General features: G+C 36.7%; 22 protein-coding genes. 7 read left to right on the plus strand and 15 right to left on the minus strand.

Translation table 11 applies throughout. The features are described from left to right. Positions 1 to 44: 44 nt before the first annotated feature. The 5 genes from cas3 to KCTC52924_RS12805 form a co-directional block, all read right to left on the minus strand. Entirely contained in the window at positions 45 to 2,825 is a 2,781-nt protein-coding gene (gene cas3, locus KCTC52924_RS12785) for a CRISPR-associated helicase Cas3' (RefSeq protein WP_251808510.1), read from the minus strand. Then, positions 2,809 to 3,582 carry a type I-B CRISPR-associated protein Cas5b gene (gene cas5b / locus KCTC52924_RS12790; protein WP_251808511.1) on the minus strand — a complete coding sequence of 258 codons (774 nt, stop codon included), beginning with the start codon at positions 3,580 to 3,582 and terminating at the stop codon, positions 2,809 to 2,811. The genes cas3 and cas5b overlap by 17 nt, the downstream gene beginning before the upstream one ends. 8 nt (positions 3,583 to 3,590) lie before the next feature. Further along, complete coding sequence (locus KCTC52924_RS12795) at positions 3,591 to 4,502, minus strand: type I CRISPR-associated protein Cas7 (RefSeq protein WP_251808512.1); 912 nt, start codon at positions 4,500 to 4,502, stop codon at positions 3,591 to 3,593. A 2-nt stretch (positions 4,503 to 4,504) separates the two neighbouring features. Then, complete coding sequence (locus tag KCTC52924_RS12800) at positions 4,505 to 6,457, minus strand: hypothetical protein (protein ID WP_251808513.1); 1,953 nt, start codon at positions 6,455 to 6,457, stop codon at positions 4,505 to 4,507. 212 nt (positions 6,458 to 6,669) lie between these two features. Next, positions 6,670 to 7,497: a CRISPR-associated endoribonuclease Cas6 gene (locus tag KCTC52924_RS12805; RefSeq protein WP_370671468.1), complete on the minus strand. Its 828-nt coding sequence runs from the start codon at positions 7,495 to 7,497 to the stop codon at positions 6,670 to 6,672. Positions 7,498 to 7,985: 488 nt separating this feature from the next. Here KCTC52924_RS12805 and KCTC52924_RS12810 point away from each other — a divergent pair, with 488 nt between their 5' ends. From KCTC52924_RS12810 to KCTC52924_RS12840, 7 genes are all read left to right on the plus strand, one after another. After that, on the plus strand, positions 7,986 to 8,657 hold the full coding sequence (locus KCTC52924_RS12810) for a hypothetical protein (protein ID WP_251808515.1): 672 nt from the start codon (positions 7,986 to 7,988) through the stop codon (positions 8,655 to 8,657). Between the two features lie 121 nt (positions 8,658 to 8,778). Further along, on the plus strand, positions 8,779 to 9,069 hold the full coding sequence (locus KCTC52924_RS12815) for an AlpA family transcriptional regulator (RefSeq protein ID WP_251808516.1): 291 nt from the start codon (positions 8,779 to 8,781) through the stop codon (positions 9,067 to 9,069). 260 nt (positions 9,070 to 9,329) lie between these two features. After that, on the plus strand, positions 9,330 to 9,626 hold the full coding sequence (gene mbpA, locus KCTC52924_RS12820) for a mobilization protein MbpA (RefSeq protein ID WP_251808517.1): 297 nt from the start codon (positions 9,330 to 9,332) through the stop codon (positions 9,624 to 9,626). Further along, positions 9,623 to 10,492, plus strand: coding sequence for a relaxase/mobilization nuclease domain-containing protein (locus tag KCTC52924_RS12825; protein WP_251808518.1), 870 nt, complete (start codon positions 9,623 to 9,625; stop codon positions 10,490 to 10,492). The genes mbpA and KCTC52924_RS12825 overlap by 4 nt, the downstream gene beginning before the upstream one ends. A 4-nt stretch (positions 10,493 to 10,496) precedes the next feature. Further along, complete coding sequence (locus KCTC52924_RS12830; protein WP_251808519.1) at positions 10,497 to 10,964, plus strand: DUF6730 family protein; 468 nt, start codon at positions 10,497 to 10,499, stop codon at positions 10,962 to 10,964. Between the two features lie 480 nt (positions 10,965 to 11,444). Next, positions 11,445 to 12,803, plus strand: a complete 1,359-nt coding sequence (locus KCTC52924_RS12835; RefSeq protein ID WP_251808520.1) for an ATP-binding protein — start codon at positions 11,445 to 11,447, stop codon at positions 12,801 to 12,803. 332 nt (positions 12,804 to 13,135) lie between these two features. Continuing rightward, a complete protein-coding gene (locus KCTC52924_RS12840; RefSeq protein WP_251808521.1) occupies positions 13,136 to 13,486 on the plus strand; it encodes a hypothetical protein in 351 nt (116 codons plus the stop codon). A 614-nt stretch (positions 13,487 to 14,100) separates the two neighbouring features. Here the strand turns inward: KCTC52924_RS12840 and KCTC52924_RS12845 are convergent. From KCTC52924_RS12845 to KCTC52924_RS12890, 10 genes are all read right to left on the minus strand, one after another. Continuing rightward, positions 14,101 to 14,883: a hypothetical protein gene (locus KCTC52924_RS12845; protein WP_251808522.1), complete on the minus strand. Its 783-nt coding sequence runs from the start codon at positions 14,881 to 14,883 to the stop codon at positions 14,101 to 14,103. Positions 14,884 to 15,099: 216 nt separating this feature from the next. After that, positions 15,100 to 16,038 (minus strand): hypothetical protein, encoded by a 939-nt coding sequence (locus tag KCTC52924_RS12850; RefSeq protein ID WP_251808523.1) that lies wholly within the window; start codon positions 16,036 to 16,038, stop codon positions 15,100 to 15,102. 12 nt (positions 16,039 to 16,050) lie between these two features. After that, positions 16,051 to 16,773, minus strand: a complete 723-nt coding sequence (locus tag KCTC52924_RS12855) for a hypothetical protein (protein WP_251808524.1) — start codon at positions 16,771 to 16,773, stop codon at positions 16,051 to 16,053. Positions 16,774 to 16,785: 12 nt separating this feature from the next. Continuing rightward, positions 16,786 to 17,271, minus strand: coding sequence for a DUF3592 domain-containing protein (locus tag KCTC52924_RS12860; RefSeq protein WP_251808525.1), 486 nt, complete (start codon positions 17,269 to 17,271; stop codon positions 16,786 to 16,788). Positions 17,272 to 17,282: 11 nt separating this feature from the next. Further along, the gene (locus tag KCTC52924_RS12865; RefSeq protein WP_251808526.1) at positions 17,283 to 17,918 is read right to left on the minus strand and encodes a hypothetical protein; all 636 of its coding nucleotides are present in this window, start codon (positions 17,916 to 17,918) and stop codon (positions 17,283 to 17,285) included. 65 nt (positions 17,919 to 17,983) lie between these two features. After that, positions 17,984 to 18,673 (minus strand): YkgJ family cysteine cluster protein, encoded by a 690-nt coding sequence (locus KCTC52924_RS12870; RefSeq protein ID WP_251808527.1) that lies wholly within the window; start codon positions 18,671 to 18,673, stop codon positions 17,984 to 17,986. A gap of 2 nt (positions 18,674 to 18,675) precedes the next feature. Beyond that, complete coding sequence (locus KCTC52924_RS12875; RefSeq protein WP_251808528.1) at positions 18,676 to 19,035, minus strand: twin-arginine translocation signal domain-containing protein; 360 nt, start codon at positions 19,033 to 19,035, stop codon at positions 18,676 to 18,678. Between the two features lie 5 nt (positions 19,036 to 19,040). Next, a complete protein-coding gene (locus tag KCTC52924_RS12880; RefSeq protein WP_251808529.1) occupies positions 19,041 to 19,541 on the minus strand; it encodes a hypothetical protein in 501 nt (166 codons plus the stop codon). 25 nt (positions 19,542 to 19,566) lie between these two features. Then, positions 19,567 to 20,172 carry a hypothetical protein gene (locus tag KCTC52924_RS12885; RefSeq protein WP_251808530.1) on the minus strand — a complete coding sequence of 202 codons (606 nt, stop codon included), beginning with the start codon at positions 20,170 to 20,172 and terminating at the stop codon, positions 19,567 to 19,569. Positions 20,173 to 20,184: 12 nt separating this feature from the next. After that, positions 20,185 to 20,583: a hypothetical protein gene (locus tag KCTC52924_RS12890; protein ID WP_251808531.1), complete on the minus strand. Its 399-nt coding sequence runs from the start codon at positions 20,581 to 20,583 to the stop codon at positions 20,185 to 20,187. Positions 20,584 to 20,806: the final 223 nt, after the last annotated feature.

Consider the following 20,806-nt stretch of genomic DNA (forward strand, 5'->3'; position numbering starts at 1 on the left):
TGGATATTATTATTATTATTATTATCCTTTTTTCATGCCCAAACCTATAGGAATTGGGTCTCAACACTTTTAAACTCCTTATCATCAATTCCAAAAGCCTCTTTATAAAACCCGTTCCAATTTTCCACATAATAATAGCCATAGATGCTTTTTTCCATATCTGAAAAATGAATTAATTGGCTCTCTATAGCGTTGGTTTTAAACAATGAGAATACAAATTTCGAGAGTATGGACTGTATTTGTTTGAGTTGTATTCTTTTTTCCAAAAATCCATTTTTGCCATTTATCAAATCAATATACAAGTCAAATACCTCTTCACCACATATCTTATAATCCACATCTGGCAAAACTTCAAAAGAGGATAAAAACCGCAAATCGCTTGTTGTAAAGATTTCTTCATTGTTATCGATTGTTTCGCCCTTTACAGCTATGGGAATTTTCATTGGAATAAAACAACCCAAATTCTCCTGTTCAATAAGCTTGAATTGTTTCTGTACTGATTCAAATTTTAACTTATTGATGTATAGAAGATAATCATTGAATCCTTTTCTATGTTCATCAAGGTTTAAACAATTTTTGTATGCGATAACCTTATCATAGAGCAAATCGAAATCTTTGCTTTCCAAAATATGTTGTTGCTCCTTTTTTGAAAGATTTCTCGTCACTTGTAAACGATAGTCCTCCCCGTAGATTAGTGCTTCTTTGTTGTAATTGAACAGAAACAGTTGGCAGTTTTCTTTGCCCACGTTACGGTTGATCCTTCCTGCCAATTGTTCATCGCTGTCCAAAAGTGATTTGTCCTTAAAACCCAGATCCATATCAATATCTACGCCTGCTTCCACCACCTGTGTTGTAATCAACAAAATTCTTTTTTTGCGATTCTCCTTTCGTTTTAAAAAGTTGATGATATGCCGTCGGCGATGTTCCAATATAGTGCCTGATAGCACAAAAACCTCTTCGAAAAAACCATCATTTATTTTTTGGATTTCGTTATAAAATTCGGTGGAAGATTTTTTAAAAATGAATTCTATGATGGTGTAAACGCTATCTTTTGGTTTTACCTGCCCATAGTCAAGTAATGAATATTTTTTGGATTCGTTGAGTAATTTTTCGGCTAATTCGGTCAAATGAATCTTTTTTTCCGCAAGTTCAAAATTGAAGGAGACCCTATCCTTAAAGTTGGTGTTTTGGAAATAATCTGTACGGGCATTTTGCAACAGATAAACAAAGTTAGCCGTATCTACTTCAATATTAAGCCGATGCAGTTTTGGCAAAGTAGCCGACATGATCACAAAACTGATGTTGTATGATTGGGCATACTTTTGAACCAAATAAATAACCTTGTCCCAATGTTGTGGGGCATATGTCTGTAATTCATCAATAACCACGACAGAATTAGCCAATCGGTGCAATATGTAATTTTGTTCTTTGGCATTTGTCTTCAAAATCTCAAAAAACTTGATGTGAGATAGCAAACTGAACGGATAGTTCAAAAACAAATGGTTGATGTAGTTTTTACGGTTTTGACCATAATCGTCATCTTCATCTTCCTCTTTTCCAAAGGCAGCTTTTGAATGTAATGCGACAATTTCGTCATCTCCCAATCCAAGGTTTTGTTTTATGCTTTTGTAGGTTTGGTCGATTAAGGTGGTAAATGGAAAAACGTAATAAACTTTGTTCAAATCAGGGTTTAGCTTCAGTAATTCCAATGTGACCAGCATAGAAATGTTCGTTTTGCCACCTCCCGTAGGTGCCTCGATATAAAATAGCTTTTCTTTATGATTCAACCGTATGTTTCGTATTGCTTCGGTCGCCATTTGCTGGCGCAGAAGGTTAAGGTTTTCGTTGCTTTTTTCGGTCGGTTTTTTCAAACTGAGAACGGCTAGCTGCTGATATGTTTTTTCGTTGAAGTTTCGTTTTGTTTCCTGTTTATCAAGCCAAACGTTTGTGCTTACTTTTACAAAAATTTCGTCGATTCGCTCTTTGCTCAATACTCCAAAATCTGTAGTGGACGATTTGTTCATATATTCGTTGGTAGCCAAATAATCCGAGGCGGTCAAAAGGGAAAAATTCAATCGTATCAATTGGTACAAATGAAATGACCTGGCGTAATCGCTAAATGCAATTCTTGGAAGTGCTTTTTCAAGCCCGAGCAAAATTCGTGATACTATTTTTGAATTACATTTTTTTTTGAAAAGAGAAAGATAAACCTCCAATTTATCTGCCAATAGATTTTCCCTGACCAATTTCGATAGAAAATCATCGTCTAAATATTTACCATGATGTTTGTAGATGGGATAAGAAAACATCAAAATATAAGACATCGCAATGACCTGTTCTTTCCCCTTGAACAAATTCAAGGCTTCATCGATTTTATGACTAAGAAAAATAAACGAACTCAAGGTGGAGTGCTGTTTTCCAATGGTATTCCCGGAATTTTCCTTACCCCGAAAAAAAGGATTGTTCATCTTTTCAGGACTCGCCTGAAAATTCTCGTTTACCTTCCCGTGGTCGTGGTAGCAAATACTGTGAACGAATACTTTCTTTAAATAGGCGGCCAGTTGAACGGAATCAACATCGTACGATGCCAAATAATCAAAAATCAAGCCGTCTATCGGCTCGTCCAGACCATGAATTTTTACCAAGGCTTCAAAATAATCTTGTACCAAGTCCAAATGCTCCGCCAACGTCTCTGATGGTTTCGACAAATCTCCGTTTGGGGTGTGTGCCAAATAGACCTCCGCATTTATTAATTGCTTAACAACACTTTCGTTTTCCTTATAATCCGCTAATATGTTCGAAATACTATCAATGAAGTTGTACATAACGATTTTCGGTTAACAGGTGGTATAGGTTTGGCAAAGTGTGGGCGTTCATTATCTCGTAATTACTAAAAACCATTTCTTCCAATTGGTATTGCATCAAGTTTAGATTAAAGCCGACGGGCAAACGCTCAAAATACATAAACGGATTTTCATCAGATTCCCATGCCCCTAGAAAATTAACTTCGGCCAATTCACTATTTTTTGTGATGTTTTGATTTTTTGCGAAAAGAGAAAGGATAGGAACACTTTCATTTTCATTTAACGCGGCAAGGGTATAGTTGTGCTTTATAACCGATTGTTTGTCCCACCACGCCGTAAATTCGTTTTTACCAAAATACGGTATGAACTCAGAGTTTCCTCTTTCCAAATTATCCAACAAACGACGCTGTGTTTCGATGGCTTCATCTAATAAGAGATATACCCGATATTTCGGTGAAATCAAAGTAAGTTCTTCGGTCAAAAAATTTGTGCCTTTATTGGCATAGCCCACCGTATTGGAATATTTAATAGGTGTTTTTGAAAAATTACCATTATCATGATCTAACGGCGCAATACCAATTTTCAAGTCTGCCAGTTTCTCATAATACTCCGGTAACTCTCCCTTTTTCCGATACCCTGCAAGTCCAATAATTGCACCTAAAATACCTAACAAGGCAGGTTTATGTATCATATTATACGATACATTCAGGGTATTGTTAGTTTCGGGTTTTCTAAAAAAGCCGAAATTACTTTGTAAATCAAATGATATAAGTTGCATAGATTTTTTCAAATAGTTTGGAAGTTTACATTTTCTGGCAGGTTGATAACATTGGTAACTGCTTTGTTATAATAAATTTCCAAGGTCTCGATCTCTTGCTTTACAGCATCATCTTTTAGGTATGTCGCAATCTTTCGCAAATCTATGGTGCCATTCTTGGCTACGTCTACAAATTCAATAAACGAAGGCATTACAAGTTTTGAGCCTTCCTTTAGTTTGACCCAAAAAAGCATTTCGTTTTCCGTTCCTGCCTTAGCGGCACTATCGTAAAAACTTGCACCTTTTCTAAGACCTTCCTTTAGTTTATCTATATTCGATTGCGTAAGGCCCTCCGCACCAACTCTTTCTACATCTTCCTCAATGTTTTTTGGGTTGAGGGATAAATGGTGTACATAATGACCCTCTTCTAGTTTGGACTGTGTGCCAAGGGTGGTCATGGTACTCTCTTTGCTCTTTTCGCCAGGATTTCTAAATGGGGACATAATTTGTTCGGAATAAATAACATCTTCGGGAAAACGATTTAACCCATGGGTTATTTGACAAGATCCATGAATGGAAACATTAGTGGCACCAGCGTAGGTTCCTCCGAACAATTTCACGTCCAATACGGAAAGAATGTTTTTAAGAAGTTCTTTTCTTAACTCGTTGCCTTTCTTTGTGATTTTTCCAAAATTCTTTTCATAAGTTTCGTCCAACGTTCTTGGCGACATATCATCGGTCAACGATTTGAAGTAAAATACGTTCTCCTGTAAAGCATGTTTCCAATAGTAACGAATGGAATATTTAAGTGCCTTATCTGTTGCGTAAACCTTGCCGTTCGGCAACTTTCTCGGTTGACCCGAAAAGTCTGCATTGTAGTTGGAATTGATGGATTTTATCATTGCAAATCCGTAAACGCGGTTATTGAATTGTTGTGCCATTTTTAATCGTTTTTATTATGGTTAGAATATAATTGATTGTCTGAAAAAAGACCGGATAATAATTCTGGATGTAAATTCTTTACGTTTTCTTCGGTATTGTGCGCCAATACAAAAGCCACGACCTTACTAAAGTTTCTAGAAAAATTTTCATGTTTATAGCGCTCCAAATCTTTTGTAATCGTTAGTTGTAACTCTCTGCAATTGCTTTTTTGCATATATGGTTCCAGTAATCGTAGGCTATTGTCTTCAGATTTGCTTTTGTTCATCAGATAATAGATAACCTGCCCAGCGGCAAAGGCGAAATCATTATCGGTTGCCAATGCCGTTTCTGCTGTTTCTTCGATGAGTTGTGCAACAAAATTTTGATGCTCTTTTAATTTATTTGCCATGTTATCGTTTGTTTTAGTGTTGGACTTATGAAAATATTTGTGCAGGCTGTACCATATATTTAATTTATGTTTTATGCCGTATTCGCTTGAGTTATGTAAGTCATCTTTAATACCATTAAAAACAAGTTCGTCAAACTGCTTTCCGTGAATTGTAGCTCTATTGGATTTATAGACATAGTCATAAATCGCTTTTCGGTACTTGCAAAAAGAGAGAAAGGTAAAATCGCGGCTTTCATAATCTTCCTTTTTGAAATCCGAAAAATAATCGACCCTATGGTATTTATTCTGCACTAGGTATTTTAGGACTTTTTCTTCTAATTGAAAAATATTCGTGTTAATAGGATAGTGTTTTGGTTTGCCATCTTCATATAAATTGAAAAGGTTTTCAATTTGAAGCCCGTTGTTTGTGCCGCCCACTTCAAATTGAAATTGGGAGACAAAATCAAAATCGTTGAATACGATGCCGTTTTGGGTATTTGACCAATTTAGGAGGTAGTAATTTCTAAAATCATCTTTATATACATTGTATAATTCTTTAACAATTTCAGTAAATGAAATACGCTTTTCCGAATACACGGCAATCACTTTTTCTTTGAATTCTTCATTATAAATAAAGATGGGCAGAGGGTTGGGCAAGTTTTTTCTAGGCAGTACATTGCTAAATTCAAATAGTGCTTTCGCCTCTAAGTTGGAGATGCGCCCCGTGATATCAAAGGTCGCGGTCTGGTGCATCAAAAATGGCATATTGGCGTTGTACCCGTTCTGAAAGTCATTGGTACCATAAATCAGCCCCTCTTCATTTGGATCGGTGTTGTACTTATCTGTGTTGAAAAGTTTATCGCCCAAATATTTACCATGGGTGGTTTTATAGGTTTCAAGAGGAAAATCCAAATAGAACAATATATAGTCACTATCGGTTAAAGGCTGGAAGCTGGCCATTTGGGTTTGAGAATCGGTTATTTGCTGTTTTAACGACTCCTTTTCTGTTTTATCACTCACACTCTTCTGGCGTTCTTTTAGTGCTTCTGCCTTATTCGATAAAATCTGAAATTGAGCATCTCTTTGATTTTCAATATCGTTCAAAACAACTTCCCAGGATTTGTTCTCGAAAAAGGCTTTGAAGTTCAAAAAGACTTTTTTGAGGATCTCATCTTCGGTCAACATGCTTTCTGCCTTGTCAAAATAGTCACTAAAGCGTTCTTGTATTTGAGGTTTTCCTTTTTCCGAATTTGCCTCATATTTAACCCCACCTTGTATGTGTTCCTTTTTAAATGCAACGCAGATAGGAGAACAAGATTGGATTGCTTTCATGGGTAAATCAAAACATTTGTTGGTGTTCACACACCACGCATTTTCTTGAAGTCGTTTGCACTTTTCAAGAACGTCACTCAATTCATCCTTTAACTTTTTCGAGTAAAAGCCGAATTGAATATTATCGGATTTTGTATTCAAATTTCCTTTATCATCGACTTGTAAAAGAATATGAAGTCCTTCTTTTGGGATCGCTCCGAGACTTTTAAAGTTGTCGGGCAGGCTGTTGGTAAAATTTATTAAATCTTTAAGCATGTAAAAATCTATTTTTCATTTCCATAATTTCCTTACTCATTTTCTCATTTCTTGGGCGAGAATTGAAAGAGGTGCGCACTATGCCAACCAAAAAACCCTTGTATCACCCAAAGCAAATCCAAAAACGACGATGATTAGTTCATCTTTAATTTTTACCATATCTGCGGTTTCGCAGAACCCTCGAGTTTTATTTTAAAAATAAATGCCATAGTTTAAAGAGCGTCAGTTTTATGTTCTGTACTTTTTTCTTTTTCTACAACTTCCAAGAAGCCGCACCCTAGGCTGTTGTACACCCCACAACCTGCATTGTGGAGTAGTTGCAATGCCATTTCGCTCCCCGTTGCACCTATTTCAAAGCCATAATAACCTTTAATCCTTGTCTGCGCTTTGGTGTTCGCCTTGACAACGATTAAACGGCTCTTTGGTTTTTCTGTTTTAAAAATGGGGGTGATACTCATACTATCTTGCTCTTTTTGGGTTTGCTGTAGCTTGGCCGCTTTGCATTTTTCTTTCCAGTTATGTAACATTAGGGCATCCCAATCGCGGTGCTCGGGCGAAAGAAATTCGTAATTTCCCTTAGTATCTTTTTTTCCGCAGATCAGCATCGAGCTAAGTCCAAAACAGACTGCTGAAATTGCTCCCTCGGGCAAATTAAAAGGTGGTAATGCGGTAATTTGTTCCACCAAAAAGGTAGCTTTGCTTTTTTTGTCGGCTAAGGTTATCTGCCTGTCCTTAAAAAGTCCTTTTACAAAATTTTGGGCCGTTTCAGGCAAATGGAATGACACTAGCACTTCTGCCGGAGAGGACAGTTTCATACGATCGCCGGCCAACTTGAATTTTGCCCTGAGGTCAGAAAAGGTAAATAGCTTGAAGTTTTTAAGTCCATTATCCACTTTATGGCCTTCTTCGTGCAAAAACGTGGCATATTCAGCATCAGCTTCCGCCAATACCTTATAAATTGCTGCACTTAAGGGGTATTGGTAATTGATCGGAATAACCGCATCATTGGAGGTTGGTATCAGGATAATGGAAAAGCGCATTTGATTCTCGTCAGTGTTCAAGTTGAAAAATACGACTTCTTTTAATACTAAAACAGGCTAAAAGGGGGATTTTGTTATTTATTGCTTTGTAAGCATACTGATTAATAAAACTTACAACTTTTGCAATTTGTACCGGAAGTAATTCTTAAACGGTATATAGGTTCGTTGAAAGTGCCTTTTAAGAAATTGAAGGAGCCTAAATATACTTAAAGAAGGTAACCCCAAGCCCCTGCGGAAGTTGGGCAAACCTACACTTCAACCCTCCCCATGTGGACACGCTCCGCCGGTCCGTTGGGAAGTCTTTGCATTCCGGTTTTCCCGACCTCCTCGGAACAGCGCGAAAGCACAAGCGGCGAAGGGCCGCATGACCTTTCTTCCCCCTATCCACAAAAATATGGCATACTTCCATCCAATTTATAATTCATAACATCGAAATTGTAAAGGGGTCTAGTTTCTTTTAACTATCTTGAAATCAGCTTTTAGGAGAATTGAAAAAGATAATCGATAATATCGCCAATTGGTTGGTCGCCCTAAAACAGAGGAGAGACCATTTCGAACGAAGCATTACCGCTTTTATAAAAAGAGGCAATAATGCCCAGATTGTTGGATTTAGTTTTTTCGGGATATTTATAGCGTATTTTTCGTTTGACCTATATGAAGCGTACGAGATCCTTTGGTTGGCATTGCTTCCGATAGGCTTCTTTGCCATTGTCATATTTGTAGTTTTAGTATCTGACTCTTACAGAGACAAATTAAAACAGCGTAGTCGAAGTCATCGCATGAAACTGGTAGGTTTCAATATGGATTTCAATGAACGTATCCTTAGAAGGATCTATAGTTCATTGACCCAGTATGAATATCTGGACGAAAACCTGACCGGTTTCTCCAATTTCTATGAAGTTATGGTTCTGGATTTTCATGACCATGAATCAGTTTTGTACTTTAACTGTACCCAACCCCAATTAAAATATATTCTGGATAAGTTCAAACAACTTAAGAAAGGGATAAGCTTAAAATCCTTTGAGCGATCCCAAAAAATTTATCACAAAGGAAATTTGATATCCGCCGAAATACTCTCAAAAAAGTACAATGAGTTTCCTCCAGACCACGAATTTGAATACCGGATAGACACTTTCTTCGATTTCTTGGGGGATATTTAAATATTTTAAGGGGTAGGTTTCCCCCTTTTCCTCTTTTCAACCGCTTGCATCTCTTTTCTTTGCTTCGAACATTTGTAACACAGGTAGTCCGATTTTTGACTATCCTCTAAAGCATATAATTATGGAAGTGGAAAACAATATGGTAGAACTCCTAAAGGATATCAAGGGGCTTCTTTCCTATCAAAAGAAAGTGATGAACGTAGACGATTTGGTTGCCTATACGGGACTCTCAAAAAGCAAAATCTACAAGCTGACCCAATTGAGATTGATTCCCATGGGCGGTAACAAACATATCCGCCAGAAATTCTTTGACAAGGATATTATCGATGCCTGGCTGTTGGGGGAACCGAATCTTTCGGACGACTATTTGGATAGGGAATTCGACCAACAGCTTTCCCGAAATAAGGAGTAATATTTCAATACTGGATCTGAATTTTTATTCGAAAAGATGATTAAGAAAAGTATATGGATATAGAAAATGAAAAACAAAATCAATACCCAATAAATTAAGTCTGAGTGAGAATTCGAGATGTGTCATTGTCATGACAAATCTCGCTTTTGCTCCCGATGGGTCGCAAAAGGGTAGGCCTTGTTAATCGAATTATCGATATGGAATTTAGAAATTACTTGCACTCATAGTAGTATAATGTCTTATTACATGAATCAATTAAAGTGAAAAAGGAGTTCGTACAGTTTCGATGTTCAATTTATGAAAAGAAATTGCTTAGGGTCAAGGCCAATAAGAGCGGACTTTCCATCAGCGAATATTGTCGCCGTGCAGCTTTTGATGATCGAATAATCGAGCGATTGACCCAAGAGCAAATAGAAATGTACAAGATGCTGGTAAAGTACCAGATCAACTTTAAGCGCATCGGAAATATGTACCGGAAACGGAACCCCAAATTGGCCGATGAAGTGGTACAATTGGCAAACGAAATACGCAAACATCTATTAAATTTCAGAAAATGATAGGTTTGGGAAAATCCATATCGCATACCGGAGCTTCCATGGGATATGGATGGGATCAGGAGAAAGATGCCAAGGTCGTATATCGAGAACATTTATCCGGAGACAATCCCATGGAGATTACCCAGGAATTCAAGGTCATACAATCTCAAAACCACAAATGCAAAAAGAACACTTTGAGTTTTGTGCTTAGCCCGACCATAGAAGATGGTCGGAAATTAAAAGATAAAGAACTAAAAGAAATTACGGAAAGGTTTGTCAAAGAAATGAAATTGCAAGAACGACAGGCCATTGCTTTCGTGCATCGAGATAAAAATCATCTGCATATCCATTTATATGTGAACCGTATCGGTTTTGATGGAAAAGCATATAAAGATAATTATGTTGGAAAACGAAGCCAACAAGCTGCGGAAAAAGTAGCCCAGAAAATGGGCCTGACTACCGTTAGGGAAGTTCAACAACAAAAGTTGGATAGGGTCAAGGATGTAAGAGCGAAAATAAAGCAAATCCATGAAAAGGTGATCACGGAATTAAGGGCGAAGGATTTTGACCAGTATATCAAATACATGAAACAAAGAGATGTAGCGGTTATTCCGAGCATTGACAAATCTAATCGGTTACAGGGTTTCCGTTTTGAATTCAAAGGCCACAATCTGAAAGGAAGTGACGTACATCGTTCCATGTCGATGGGTAGGATAGCCGAACGAATCGGATTTGATAAATCGGTTGCCCAAAAAATCACAAAGGAAAATACATTGGGTCTACTTGGAAAAACAGTAGCAATATCGCCGAACTTAGCGGTCACCATTGCAAGGAAGGCTATCCAATTAGCCGTTAAAAAATCAATTGGCCTCGGAATGGAAATATAACATCATGGCAAAACTGGACGAAATTATGGAAGTGCTTACCCAAGAAATAACCGGGTTCAACCATTCCATAGACAAACTGGAAGAACTTTCCGACAAGTTCGACAACCTAAAAATAAAAACGGACACCTCAAGTTTAGAATTTCTTCTAAAGGATTTTTTAATGACACAAAAAGAAACTGTAGATTCCTATGAGCATCGGATGGATGACGTTCTTAAAAAAATAGACAAATCCAGATGGACCCCAAAATGGGAGATGGTTGTGCTATATATCGTCATGTGCCTAAACACGATTGCGTTCAGTTATCTGGGCTATTATTTTATCCAATATGAACAGAAAAAGGAAGCGGCAGTTTTGAAAGGCAAAAAAGAAGGCTTGGGTAAAGCAGGGGATTATTTTGATGACCATCCAATAATCTATAAAGATTTTGAGAAATGGACCAAAAAACAGGATACCGTCTCAGATCGGAAGTAGGGTGCGCCCTGTTGGATTTCTTCCTTACGCTTATCCGCCCGAACGCTAAAGAATTCCAACAGGTTCCACGCGCAAAGTTTTTGGGTAAGATTTGGGACGTGCATCATATCATTGTAAGGGTAGTAGTCATTCGCAGTTAACTTTAACAATAATTTTGATTGGCAGGTATTAGTGCTTTAAAGGACATTTTTTGTAGGTAGGGGAAGGAAGAAAAATGTGACAATCGGTTATTCATATATAGCCTTTGACACTGCCGTTATATTAGGACAGTATTGAGGAATTCTTGAGCTTCAGGGAACGTTCGATTTAGGTACAATTTATACTATTTTACATGCAGCCATAATTTTGGTACAGCACACTAACATAATTATGGCACGACATTTACCCTTACTTTGTTACAAATAATATGAAAATTTACCCTTACTTTGTTACAATAAAATGAAAAATTCACCCTTACTTTGTTACAAAATAGATTAAGATATGAATTTCAATAGACATGCGCTTAAGAATCTTGAGAGCTGGAAGTCCAGTAACAATAGGAAACCGCTCATATTAAGAGGGGCAAGGCAGGTAGGAAAAACAACTTTGGTAAAGGAATTTGCCAAAAGCTACAAACATCATATTTTCCTGAATTTAGAAAAATCAGCGGACGCAGCAATTTTTGAGACCTATGATGATGTCGGAACACTTGTGGAGGCCTTATTTCTATCCAATAACATTAGTCCGAAAGAACAGGGGAATACCTTACTCTTTATTGACGAAATACAGGAATTGCCCAAAGCCATTCAATCCTTACGCTATTTTTTTGAGGAGATTCCCGATTTGAATGTCATAGCAGCAGGGTCCTTATTGGAATTTGCCATGAAAAATGTGGAAAGTTTCCCCGTGGGTCGCATCGAATATTTATATCTCTATCCTTTAAATTTTCAAGAGTATTTGAAAGCCATTCAACATACGGCAGCTTTGGAGCAGTTGAATACTATCCCTGCCAAACCAGTAGCCCATAAAACTTTGTTGGATCTGTTCCATAGATATGCCATTGTGGGAGGTATGCCGGAAATCGTGAAAAGGGATATTGAAAACAATAATTTGGCAGAACTGCCCAAGGTTTACGAAGGTATTTGGGGTGCCTATAAAAATGACGTTGAAAAGTATGCTTCGGGTGCAAGTGAAAGACGGGTTATCAAACATATTATGGAAACTGCCCATCTCTACATAGACCAGCGAATCAAATTCCAAAACTTCGGAAATTCCAATTATAGGTCTAGGGAAGTAGGGGAGGCCATGCGCAATTTAGATGCGGCCAAAATCATACAGCTCATTTATCCTACAACGGATATCGAACCACCTATTAAACCCGATATCAAAAAATCGCCAAGGTTACAGTTTTTGGATACCGGCTTGGTAAACTATACCCTAGGAATACAGGCGCAACTTTTAGGAATGGAAGATTTGAGCAATGCGTTCAAAGGAGCCATAATACCACACTTGATTGCCCAAGAGGTCATATCATTGAATACTATAACCAATACCAAACCTAATTTCTGGATCCGCGAAAAAAAACAGTCTTCATCTGAAGTAGATTTGGTGTATCCGTATACCGATAAGATCATTCCCATTGAAATAAAGTCCGGTGCGACAGGAACCTTAAAATCCCTGCATCAGTTCATGGATAAAGCAGCCCATCCGTATGCGATTAGAATTTATGCGGGAGAATTTAAAATTGAAAATTCAACTACCATAGAAGGAACTCCTTTTTTGTTAATGAACTTGCCCTATTATTTAGGAACTCAACTGCCTAAATACATCGAGTTTTTTGTAAGCAATTATTCTTTATAATAGAAATTGGTAATGCCTTTTTTAAAGAGAATCAATTTATTACCGGAGCGAATGACAATGAATTCAGTGCTTTTGAAAAAGCAACTGGCAAGCTTGTTTGGGAAACGGTACTACCAGCAATGGCCAATGCCACACCAAATACGTATTGGGCGAACGGCAAACAATATGTTACGGCTTCCGTAGAGGGTAAGCCGGGAAACCTATCAGGCTCAATTATGGCTTTTACGTTGCCGAATTAGGATTCTTTAATTAGTTTAAACTAAATAGGCTATGTTCAAATTAGCATATTGTTCAGTGATTTACCATACTAAACTATATATTTTGAAACCGTTGTGGATTTTTACGGACCATCGGAATTGACCTCGTTGAAAAGCAGCGAAGACCCTAAAGCACCTGAGGCGATCTTATTGGGGGCATCGCCGATAGCTCGAGCGGATTTAGCCAAGATTGCTAGCCCTGTGACCTATATTGATAAAAATGACCCACCTTTTTTGATTATACATCGTGAAAAAGATGACCTTGTCCGGAACAGGCAATCAAAACTTCTAAGCGGATGGTTTACCTCTACAGGGGTGGTAAATGAATTGATTATTGTCCCCAATTCGCCCAACTTCGGTGACATGTTCGATGTGGATACTATTCGAACAAAAGTGATTGCGTTCCTGAAGAAATATTTGAAGTGAACTGTAAAACTTCTTTGATGTTATTCTTCCTAAATTCATTATGATAATAGATATTGAATAAAATATGAGAAGAGGGGAAATTCATAAAAGCTTAAATAAATGTGGCAAACCAATACTTTTTCGATTGGAAACGGATTTGGTAAAAAGAGATCCATCTTTGCTTTAAATGTTTTTCATCAAGTCTAAAAAGGATAGACTAATTATTGTCGAGAATAAATCATTAACAAAGTTTAACTTGGGGATAATCTTGATTTGCATTGGAGTCCTGTAAAATGAACATTTTAAAGGACGATGATTTGAACATTTCTTCTTTTAATTTGTTGAAAATGACAATGGCAGAGGCATCATAGGATAAGATTTGAAGTACATTGCATCGTATTGATTTTCTTTGTAATTTTATCTTGTAAATCACACGAAAAAACTACGTTCTTTAGCCACTTTTGAAGCCTAGTGTCCATAAAGGGCATAAACACGAGGTAAGTGTATTTAAAATATTGATAATCAATTATTTGTAGCGATACGTGGCATGCTGCCACCCCGACCAAAAAAATCCGATCACATTTGTGATCGGATTTTTTGTTTTTATACTAAATGGATCTTTAGTGGAAGAAGAATTAATCGTCCAACAAATCTATAATATCTTTAATCTTTTCCTTCAATTGTGTCGCTATGGCATTGTTGCCATCTTGATCCTCTGGGCTTATTTCAATAATTCCGTCCTCATTTCCATCAGCGGCTTGGGAAAGGTCTACTCCGCCAACACCGTTTAGAAGTTGGGTAAGGTCAAATTGTATGGTTAAATTCGTTTGATTTTCCACAATCACAATATCCATTTTGGGATCTTCAAAATCTATTTCAATTTCATCATCAAAATCGTGCCAAAAAATAAATGGAACATTTTCAATTGTACCTTTTATCAAAATAGATTTTCCAAACAGGTCGCTCGTTACATCCTTGCTTTTATCAATTTTGAACTCTATTTCCTCATAGTTACCCATGGGAATATTAGCATTTATAAAAGAGATTTCTCCTTTTATAAGATCTAATTCAAACGGACCTTCCAATTCAATTTCATCCTCGTAGTCAAAGAATCCATCGTCATCCCATTGCTCATTCTCATCATCGTCATAATCAAGGTCAAATTCCAGTTCAAATTCCTTCAGGTTGATCAAAAAATCGCTGATCACAAGGTTGGGGCCGACTTCCTTTGCCGGTTTAGAGGATTTAGCACTATCATCCATGAACTTTGCTTTGGCATTGATTGCTAATTTACCTTGCTTGTTAGAAGTGTTGTCTTTATCGCAACTTACTACAGTTAGCATCCCAAGAATTCCGATACCCAAACATAATAGGGTTGTTTTTACCTTCGTTAAAACACTCCGATTTTCTGTATTCATAATAAATATATTTAAGTGGTTTAATAGTGTAACAATTTAAATGGAAAATACCCTACCGTAAAATCAAAATACTTTGAGGTAAAATATTAAACTCCATATACTGATCGTGTTATATGTTATAATATTGTTCCGATTTGGTCTGCTACAGATTATTTAGGTTTTTCCAGTATTATATTTGAGAGTTTAATCACTGTTTTATATCGTGAATTTTAAATTTTAGTATTGTACCGCTGACCTGAAGTAATAGGTCGCATCTGTGGGTATGGAACTAACTACAGTATGTTCATGTTTTTTATATCGTGACCTATCTCCTTCAGGTGCATTTGGAAATTGGTATTCCCCTATAACATCGGTCTTCACCAAATTCCAGCCTGGTTTAAAACTCAGGTCATAAACAACATTGGTTTCAACCAATAAAGGAGTTCCGGTATTGCTTAAATCCCCACTCCAATTTTCATTTGCCTTTAAAGCACACGCTTCCTCTACATAAACCCATGACAACATATATCCTTCATCTCCAAAATAAAGATCTCCTGGGGTCAATAGGTTATGGGTTACCTTTACGGAATTTCCAAGTGTTAAAATTCCAATCTGCTGCTCATTTTGGTACACTGATAAATATGAGTTGAGCTTAAAACCTGTATTTTCGTTAGTGTATTGATAAGAATCTGGATTATGGATATCAAAAAAAGTGTTAGCGTTTTTGTAGTTGGTCAAGGGTTTTAAAACAGGGATTTTGTTTGATGGATTCAATTCGATTGTACCATCTGCTTTAATCAAACCAACTTTAACATATGCTACTTTATCTTTTCTTGGATCATAGTTATAGTTAAAAACTAGATCGGCCGCTCCCTTCTTCCAATTTATCAATTTATTATTCTTATCGCTGGCAAGGGTGTTTTTCCAATATTTATCCTCATAATTTGTGGCTTTGAGGATAGGGATCGGTTTGGTGTTTTTTTTCTTGTCTGTTTCGAGTTCTTTCTGCTGTTGATCTGCCTTCTGCATCACGTCTTCAAGGCCCATGCACTCCATAATGCTATCGCGCATTTTTAGTGCTTTGTCAATCATTTTTTGCTGCTCCGGTGTTTGGGGGAAAACTGCACATCCCATAAAAAATATAAGTATTGGAAAAAATCGATGTATTGTTTTCATGTTTTCTTTATTTTAAAAATATTTTCCAATCCACATCGTTGTTGGTGGCGTTGATTGTGATGAGGTAACGGTTATTTTACTTGGTTTCATTATTTTGTCAAATACATTTTCATCATACATGCTTGGCACTTCATGCTCAGCTACACTTTCAATTTTATATTCAATAAAATTAAATCCGGCTTTTAGTTGCAAATCGTAGTTGTAGGTGGTTTCAATGGTGTCATTCTCTGTGTTGGAGACTGTTGAGGTACATTGTCCCTGGTAGTTAAAGTCGGAAATCACATAGACCAGTTCAAAGTAGGATCCTGCTACGGCATTATTGGAATAAGTATCTTCTAACCATGGCAGTAAAATCTCATCGGTAACCATATAAAGCATGCCTGAATACGGATTATTTTTTGAGCTTAATGATATGTAACCAGCATTGACTGCTTTGCCATTTTCAGCCTCTGAAAGTATGTCATAACTATTATCGCATTTAGAAAACAAGGTAAAAGCCGTGTCCGACATAAAATTTGCTTTTACTTCATCACTTATAAAATTTAAATCATTAGGAAAATTTAAATGTATTTCTCCCAGATCAGAGGTAGATCCTATTGTTATTGGTTGCTCCATGCCAAAGGAAAATAGCACTAAATCCATAGCCTTTAATGGATAGTCCTTTATTTGCGGTTGCGTTTGTGATATCCCAATTTGAAGGACAATAAGCATCAAAAATAGTATTGACTTTTTCATGTTTAAGGTGTTTTACAGGTTAGAAAAGTAATCTATGATTTCCACTATTAGGGAAGGGCGATAAAGGGATATGGCTCCTAATATAAAAAGTAAGGCCAATAGGGCCAAAGCGCCTAATACTCCATCTTTTCTGCCTGGTTCCAAGGTGGAAATGTTTGGGTTTGATGGATTATAGAAAACCTTTAATTGCCTTCCTATGGTATAGGTGTCCATTAAATTCGAAGCTTTCCTTTTAGGACAGTTTTTAAATGAATTGGCAAAAAAAGGTTTGTCACCTTGATAAGTGGTGCCATTAATTTTATAAGTGTATAAAAATGCGATTACACGTGAAAGGGGAAAATCGAGGCCTTTTACTACTATTCCGTTAACTTTGGGCCAATGATGGGATTGTTTTGCCCACCATAAACGCCGCAGTGTCATAAATATAAAGGGTAATATTACCAATTGTAGAATTATTCCCGCTAGTTGAAACTGACTAAGTGACTCAAAAAACTCCATAATTAGATAGATTATTTATTAAAATCTTTAAAACGACTCAAATTTTCAATTCCCATGGCTTTCCACAGAGCGTCGACATCCATCCCTTTGCCTTCCAGTGTAACATAAAATCTATTGTCGTAGAGGAACCTAAGTTCGGATTGAAAATCGGCTTTCGTATTTTTATCTCGATCAGTGCCAAAGGTTAATATTCCATTGCGCTCTTTTTTTGAATATCTAATGGTATTATTATTTTCTGAAGTGACCTTGTTTAGATGTAGCATTTTCAGTGGTAAAATGGCACCAACAGCTTTTTGGCCGGCGGCATCCAATATTTCCATTCTCACAGTATCATCGCCAAAACGTCCGGAAACAAGTTGACCGCCTGAAATTTTAGGTTCAATAATATTTTGCTCCGATGGGTCCAGACTTAAATTGCTCAATTTTTTTGGGAATGCGTCCATTAATTGGTCATTGGTCAATGGCGATTTAGTGCCCAATTCTACCAGTAATAGGGCATATTCTTCGTTTACGTCAACATTTTTACCAGTTACTTCATCCATTACGCCTTCTAAAATCTTGGATGATGCAGGGTCTGATGATTTTCGAGATTCTTTACAGGAAACCAAAAGCAATACAACCAGGGTAAGTTTTAGCAATTTTTTCATTTTAGTTCGATTTTAAGGTTTATTTGGTTTGATTTTTTAAGGTTTTTAAAGTCGATATATTTCTATTATGCATTTGCAAAAGGATCCCATTCCCCATCGGCCCAAGCTTTAAGTGCTTCTATATGCAGTATCAGTTGTTGCTCTGTTTTTGCTGGAAATTCGATATTTCTCCAATTGCAATACTTGACTATAACCGGGTCGGGGTCAAGTATCCATTCGGTATAATTAAGTTTGGTTGCTATGTCATAGTTATGTGCCTTTTTTGACTTTGGTGGTAATTTACTCATGGCGGATTTAGCCATTTGTTGTATTAATTTCATATAGTTTTGTTCGGCATCCAGATACGGTTGTACCTCTTGAGTGCTTAAATAACTATCTACAGTGGAATTGGTTCCGTATTCACCAGCTGAATTGGGATGAGGTGTAAGTTCTGTGAAAGATACTTCACCGTCAGCCATCCGTAATCTACCTAATGGATACAATCTGCAAACTAGTGGTCGATCTTCATGAACCGTGCAACCATTTTCGCCCAAAAAAATACAAGCATTCGAATTTTGTTTATGTTTCAACAATTGTCCATTCAGGTATTTGAGTCTGAATTCCGTAGTTATTATTCCCAGATTGCTTGATAGACGCATGGTTTCATAAGGGTTTACTTGAATTCCTTTTCCGTGACAGCACTTATTACAAGCATGGCATTGGTAAGCGAATACAGAATCACGGGTTTTTGTGGTGTCCTTTAAAGTTAATCTCATAGCTAGGCTTTTTTGGCAATTTCCGTAAGCTGTTTCATGAAATTACGGTCTGTAATGCTTGTTTCCAATGTTTTCCATGTGCGTTGGTCATTACTAATGTCCAATTTTATGGTTAGCGATTCCATTTTACCACTTTTCAATTTTTCCAAATCGTCACCCGAAAATTGATGAATACCATTTCTGCCTTCGGAAATACCATGGGCTATATCAATTTTAATAAATAATTTACCTTTACCCTGCTCAGTTTCCAGAGGAAATCCAAAAGCACTGTTAAGGGTCAAGGCAGCTGCAGCCATTGTCAGGTTTGCTAAAAAGTCTCTTCTTTTGGGGTTCTCTTTACCTATGTTATTTTTTTCTTTCATGTGGATTATTTGTTAATGGTGAATTGCATGGTCGCAGGGCTTATACCCCCTTTTATTTTTTGCCCTTCTGACGGTATAATTTGGAATATGATTTCATAATTACCTGATTTTATATCGCCAGGTATGCTTATTGGAAGTCCTTTTTCAGCAAGTTTTTGTATTGCTGGAATAGCATCAAAAGCCTCTATGGGCACAAACATATCACCTGGTATCCAAGGCCACCCTCCACGAGAAGTTTCTGAAATAGTTTTTCCATTGTGTTTTACCGTAGTTTTCATATCAAAAAGAATAATTTGATCTGATTTTACATTGGTGGTTTTGAAATTGAAATTTATGGTATAAATACCCTCCTTAAATGCTTTAAATAAATCTACCGGTGTTTTCTGTTTAATGGTGTTGCTTCTTGATAATCCTTTTAATGCCAGTTTGCCCTCGACCGATTGTGCATTGGAATTGGTAGAGCATAAAATAAAGGCTACTATAAGTAGTTTAAAATGTGTTTTCATAATTTTTGGTTTAGTTTATATTTAATTATTTGAATTGATCTAGTTTTTTTAAATTTTCAAAGTCGATGTATGACCATAAGGCATCTTGGGAGTCGGATCCTTCTAAAGAAATTCGGAATCTATTATTGTAGATAAAAGAAATTTGGTTTCTTTTAATCTTTGGCTGTAAAAAAGCAATGGTTTTGTAACCATCTTGTTCTTGGTACACGTATTCTGTACCTTCAGGACCCTGATTCTTGAACTTTAAGCTGTCAAAAAAGTTTCGAACTATAGCCCTTGAACCCGACCCGTCTTCGATCCAGAAATTATATGGACTATCATAAGAACCATACATTCCATTTGCAACCTGATTACTGGCCTCGAACCTATGTTCGCCTATTTTAGTATTCCCGTTAATATGTTCGGGTATTATGGGTAATAATTGTTCACCCGTTAAAGGTGTTTTCTTTTTTAAAGCTTTATAAAGCGCCTTTTGACTTTCTGAATCCTGGTATTGATTCTTAGATGGACTTTCTTTTTCGGTAGCAGAAGTGACCATTATGTCCGCATCTTCTTTTTTATCTGTTTTAGGGCTATCTTGACAGGCAGCTGCAAATAGAATGATCAGTACATAAAATACATTAGTTTTCATACGTATAAATGATTATTGTATTAATTTAAAATGTTCTTCCAATATCTTATTGGGTCTTTTGTCCCTGTATATATAGGTAGCCTTAATGTAGGCCGTGGGATCGGTATTGGATTGACCATAGGATATGGTGTATAATATTTCAAAAGTTCTGTTGGCTATGCCATCGTTGTTGAATACGGTCATTTTAAATTTGGAACGCCCATTACCGGTTTCAATGTTTTTGGGCACTTCGTTCCAATGTAACCAAGGCTTACTATTTTCGCCTATTTTGGCGAATAGGGTAGTGCTCGTATTGTTGATCTCGATTTTGGGAAAACTCCCTTCGGGGTCATTGTTTGTAAAATTCATTTGCCCATTAATGTTCAAGGAAAACAGTAGGACAGCTAGTAGAAGTACAACTTGCTTTTTCATACGTTTAGATCTTTTTAATTACTTGGAAATAAATTAATTAAAAATTGAGAACGTATGTAACCGCTACGCTCTCGCATCAAAAATTTTAAAATCCACCTTTTGTGAAGTTGTTCTTAAAATTTCTTACTGCTCGTTTCATCAGTTTTTATTTATTGGTTCTCAATAGAATTAATGAATCTTATATTTCAGTTTAATCCACTTTATAATTGGGGCGAACGCAAAT

The sequence above is a fragment of the Arenibacter antarcticus genome (assembly GCF_041320605.1).
GTDB lineage: Bacteria > Bacteroidota > Bacteroidia > Flavobacteriales > Flavobacteriaceae > Arenibacter > Arenibacter antarcticus.

Excerpts from the sequence above, each read along its gene's own strand:
- KCTC52924_RS12830 (WP_251808519.1), top strand. The coding sequence starts at position 10,497 with ATGGCAAAACTGGACGAAATTATGGAAGTGCTTACCCAAGAAATAACC.
- cas3 (WP_251808510.1), bottom strand. The coding sequence starts at position 2,825 with ATGTACAACTTCATTGATAGTATTTCGAACATATTAGCGGATTATAAG.
- KCTC52924_RS12855 (WP_251808524.1), bottom strand. The coding sequence starts at position 16,773 with ATGAAAAAGTCAATACTATTTTTGATGCTTATTGTCCTTCAAATTGGG.
- KCTC52924_RS12795 (WP_251808512.1), bottom strand. The coding sequence starts at position 4,502 with ATGGCACAACAATTCAATAACCGCGTTTACGGATTTGCAATGATAAAA.
- KCTC52924_RS12880 (WP_251808529.1), bottom strand. The coding sequence starts at position 19,541 with ATGAAAACACATTTTAAACTACTTATAGTAGCCTTTATTTTATGCTCT.
- KCTC52924_RS12870 (WP_251808527.1), bottom strand. The coding sequence starts at position 18,673 with ATGAGATTAACTTTAAAGGACACCACAAAAACCCGTGATTCTGTATTC.
- KCTC52924_RS12890 (WP_251808531.1), bottom strand. The coding sequence starts at position 20,583 with ATGAAAAAGCAAGTTGTACTTCTACTAGCTGTCCTACTGTTTTCCTTG.
- KCTC52924_RS12835 (WP_251808520.1), top strand. The coding sequence starts at position 11,445 with ATGAATTTCAATAGACATGCGCTTAAGAATCTTGAGAGCTGGAAGTCC.
- KCTC52924_RS12815 (WP_251808516.1), top strand. The coding sequence starts at position 8,779 with ATGGAAGTGGAAAACAATATGGTAGAACTCCTAAAGGATATCAAGGGG.
- KCTC52924_RS12800 (WP_251808513.1), bottom strand. The coding sequence starts at position 6,457 with ATGCTTAAAGATTTAATAAATTTTACCAACAGCCTGCCCGACAACTTT.
- KCTC52924_RS12865 (WP_251808526.1), bottom strand. The coding sequence starts at position 17,918 with ATGAAAAAATTGCTAAAACTTACCCTGGTTGTATTGCTTTTGGTTTCC.
- cas5b (WP_251808511.1), bottom strand. The coding sequence starts at position 3,582 with ATGCAACTTATATCATTTGATTTACAAAGTAATTTCGGCTTTTTTAGA.
- KCTC52924_RS12860 (WP_251808525.1), bottom strand. The coding sequence starts at position 17,271 with ATGGAGTTTTTTGAGTCACTTAGTCAGTTTCAACTAGCGGGAATAATT.
- KCTC52924_RS12825 (WP_251808518.1), top strand. The coding sequence starts at position 9,623 with ATGATAGGTTTGGGAAAATCCATATCGCATACCGGAGCTTCCATGGGA.
- KCTC52924_RS12845 (WP_251808522.1), bottom strand. The coding sequence starts at position 14,883 with ATGAATACAGAAAATCGGAGTGTTTTAACGAAGGTAAAAACAACCCTA.
- KCTC52924_RS12850 (WP_251808523.1), bottom strand. The coding sequence starts at position 16,038 with ATGAAAACAATACATCGATTTTTTCCAATACTTATATTTTTTATGGGA.
- KCTC52924_RS12875 (WP_251808528.1), bottom strand. The coding sequence starts at position 19,035 with ATGAAAGAAAAAAATAACATAGGTAAAGAGAACCCCAAAAGAAGAGAC.
- KCTC52924_RS12805 (WP_370671468.1), bottom strand. The coding sequence starts at position 7,497 with ATGCGCTTTTCCATTATCCTGATACCAACCTCCAATGATGCGGTTATT.
- KCTC52924_RS12885 (WP_251808530.1), bottom strand. The coding sequence starts at position 20,172 with ATGAAAACTAATGTATTTTATGTACTGATCATTCTATTTGCAGCTGCC.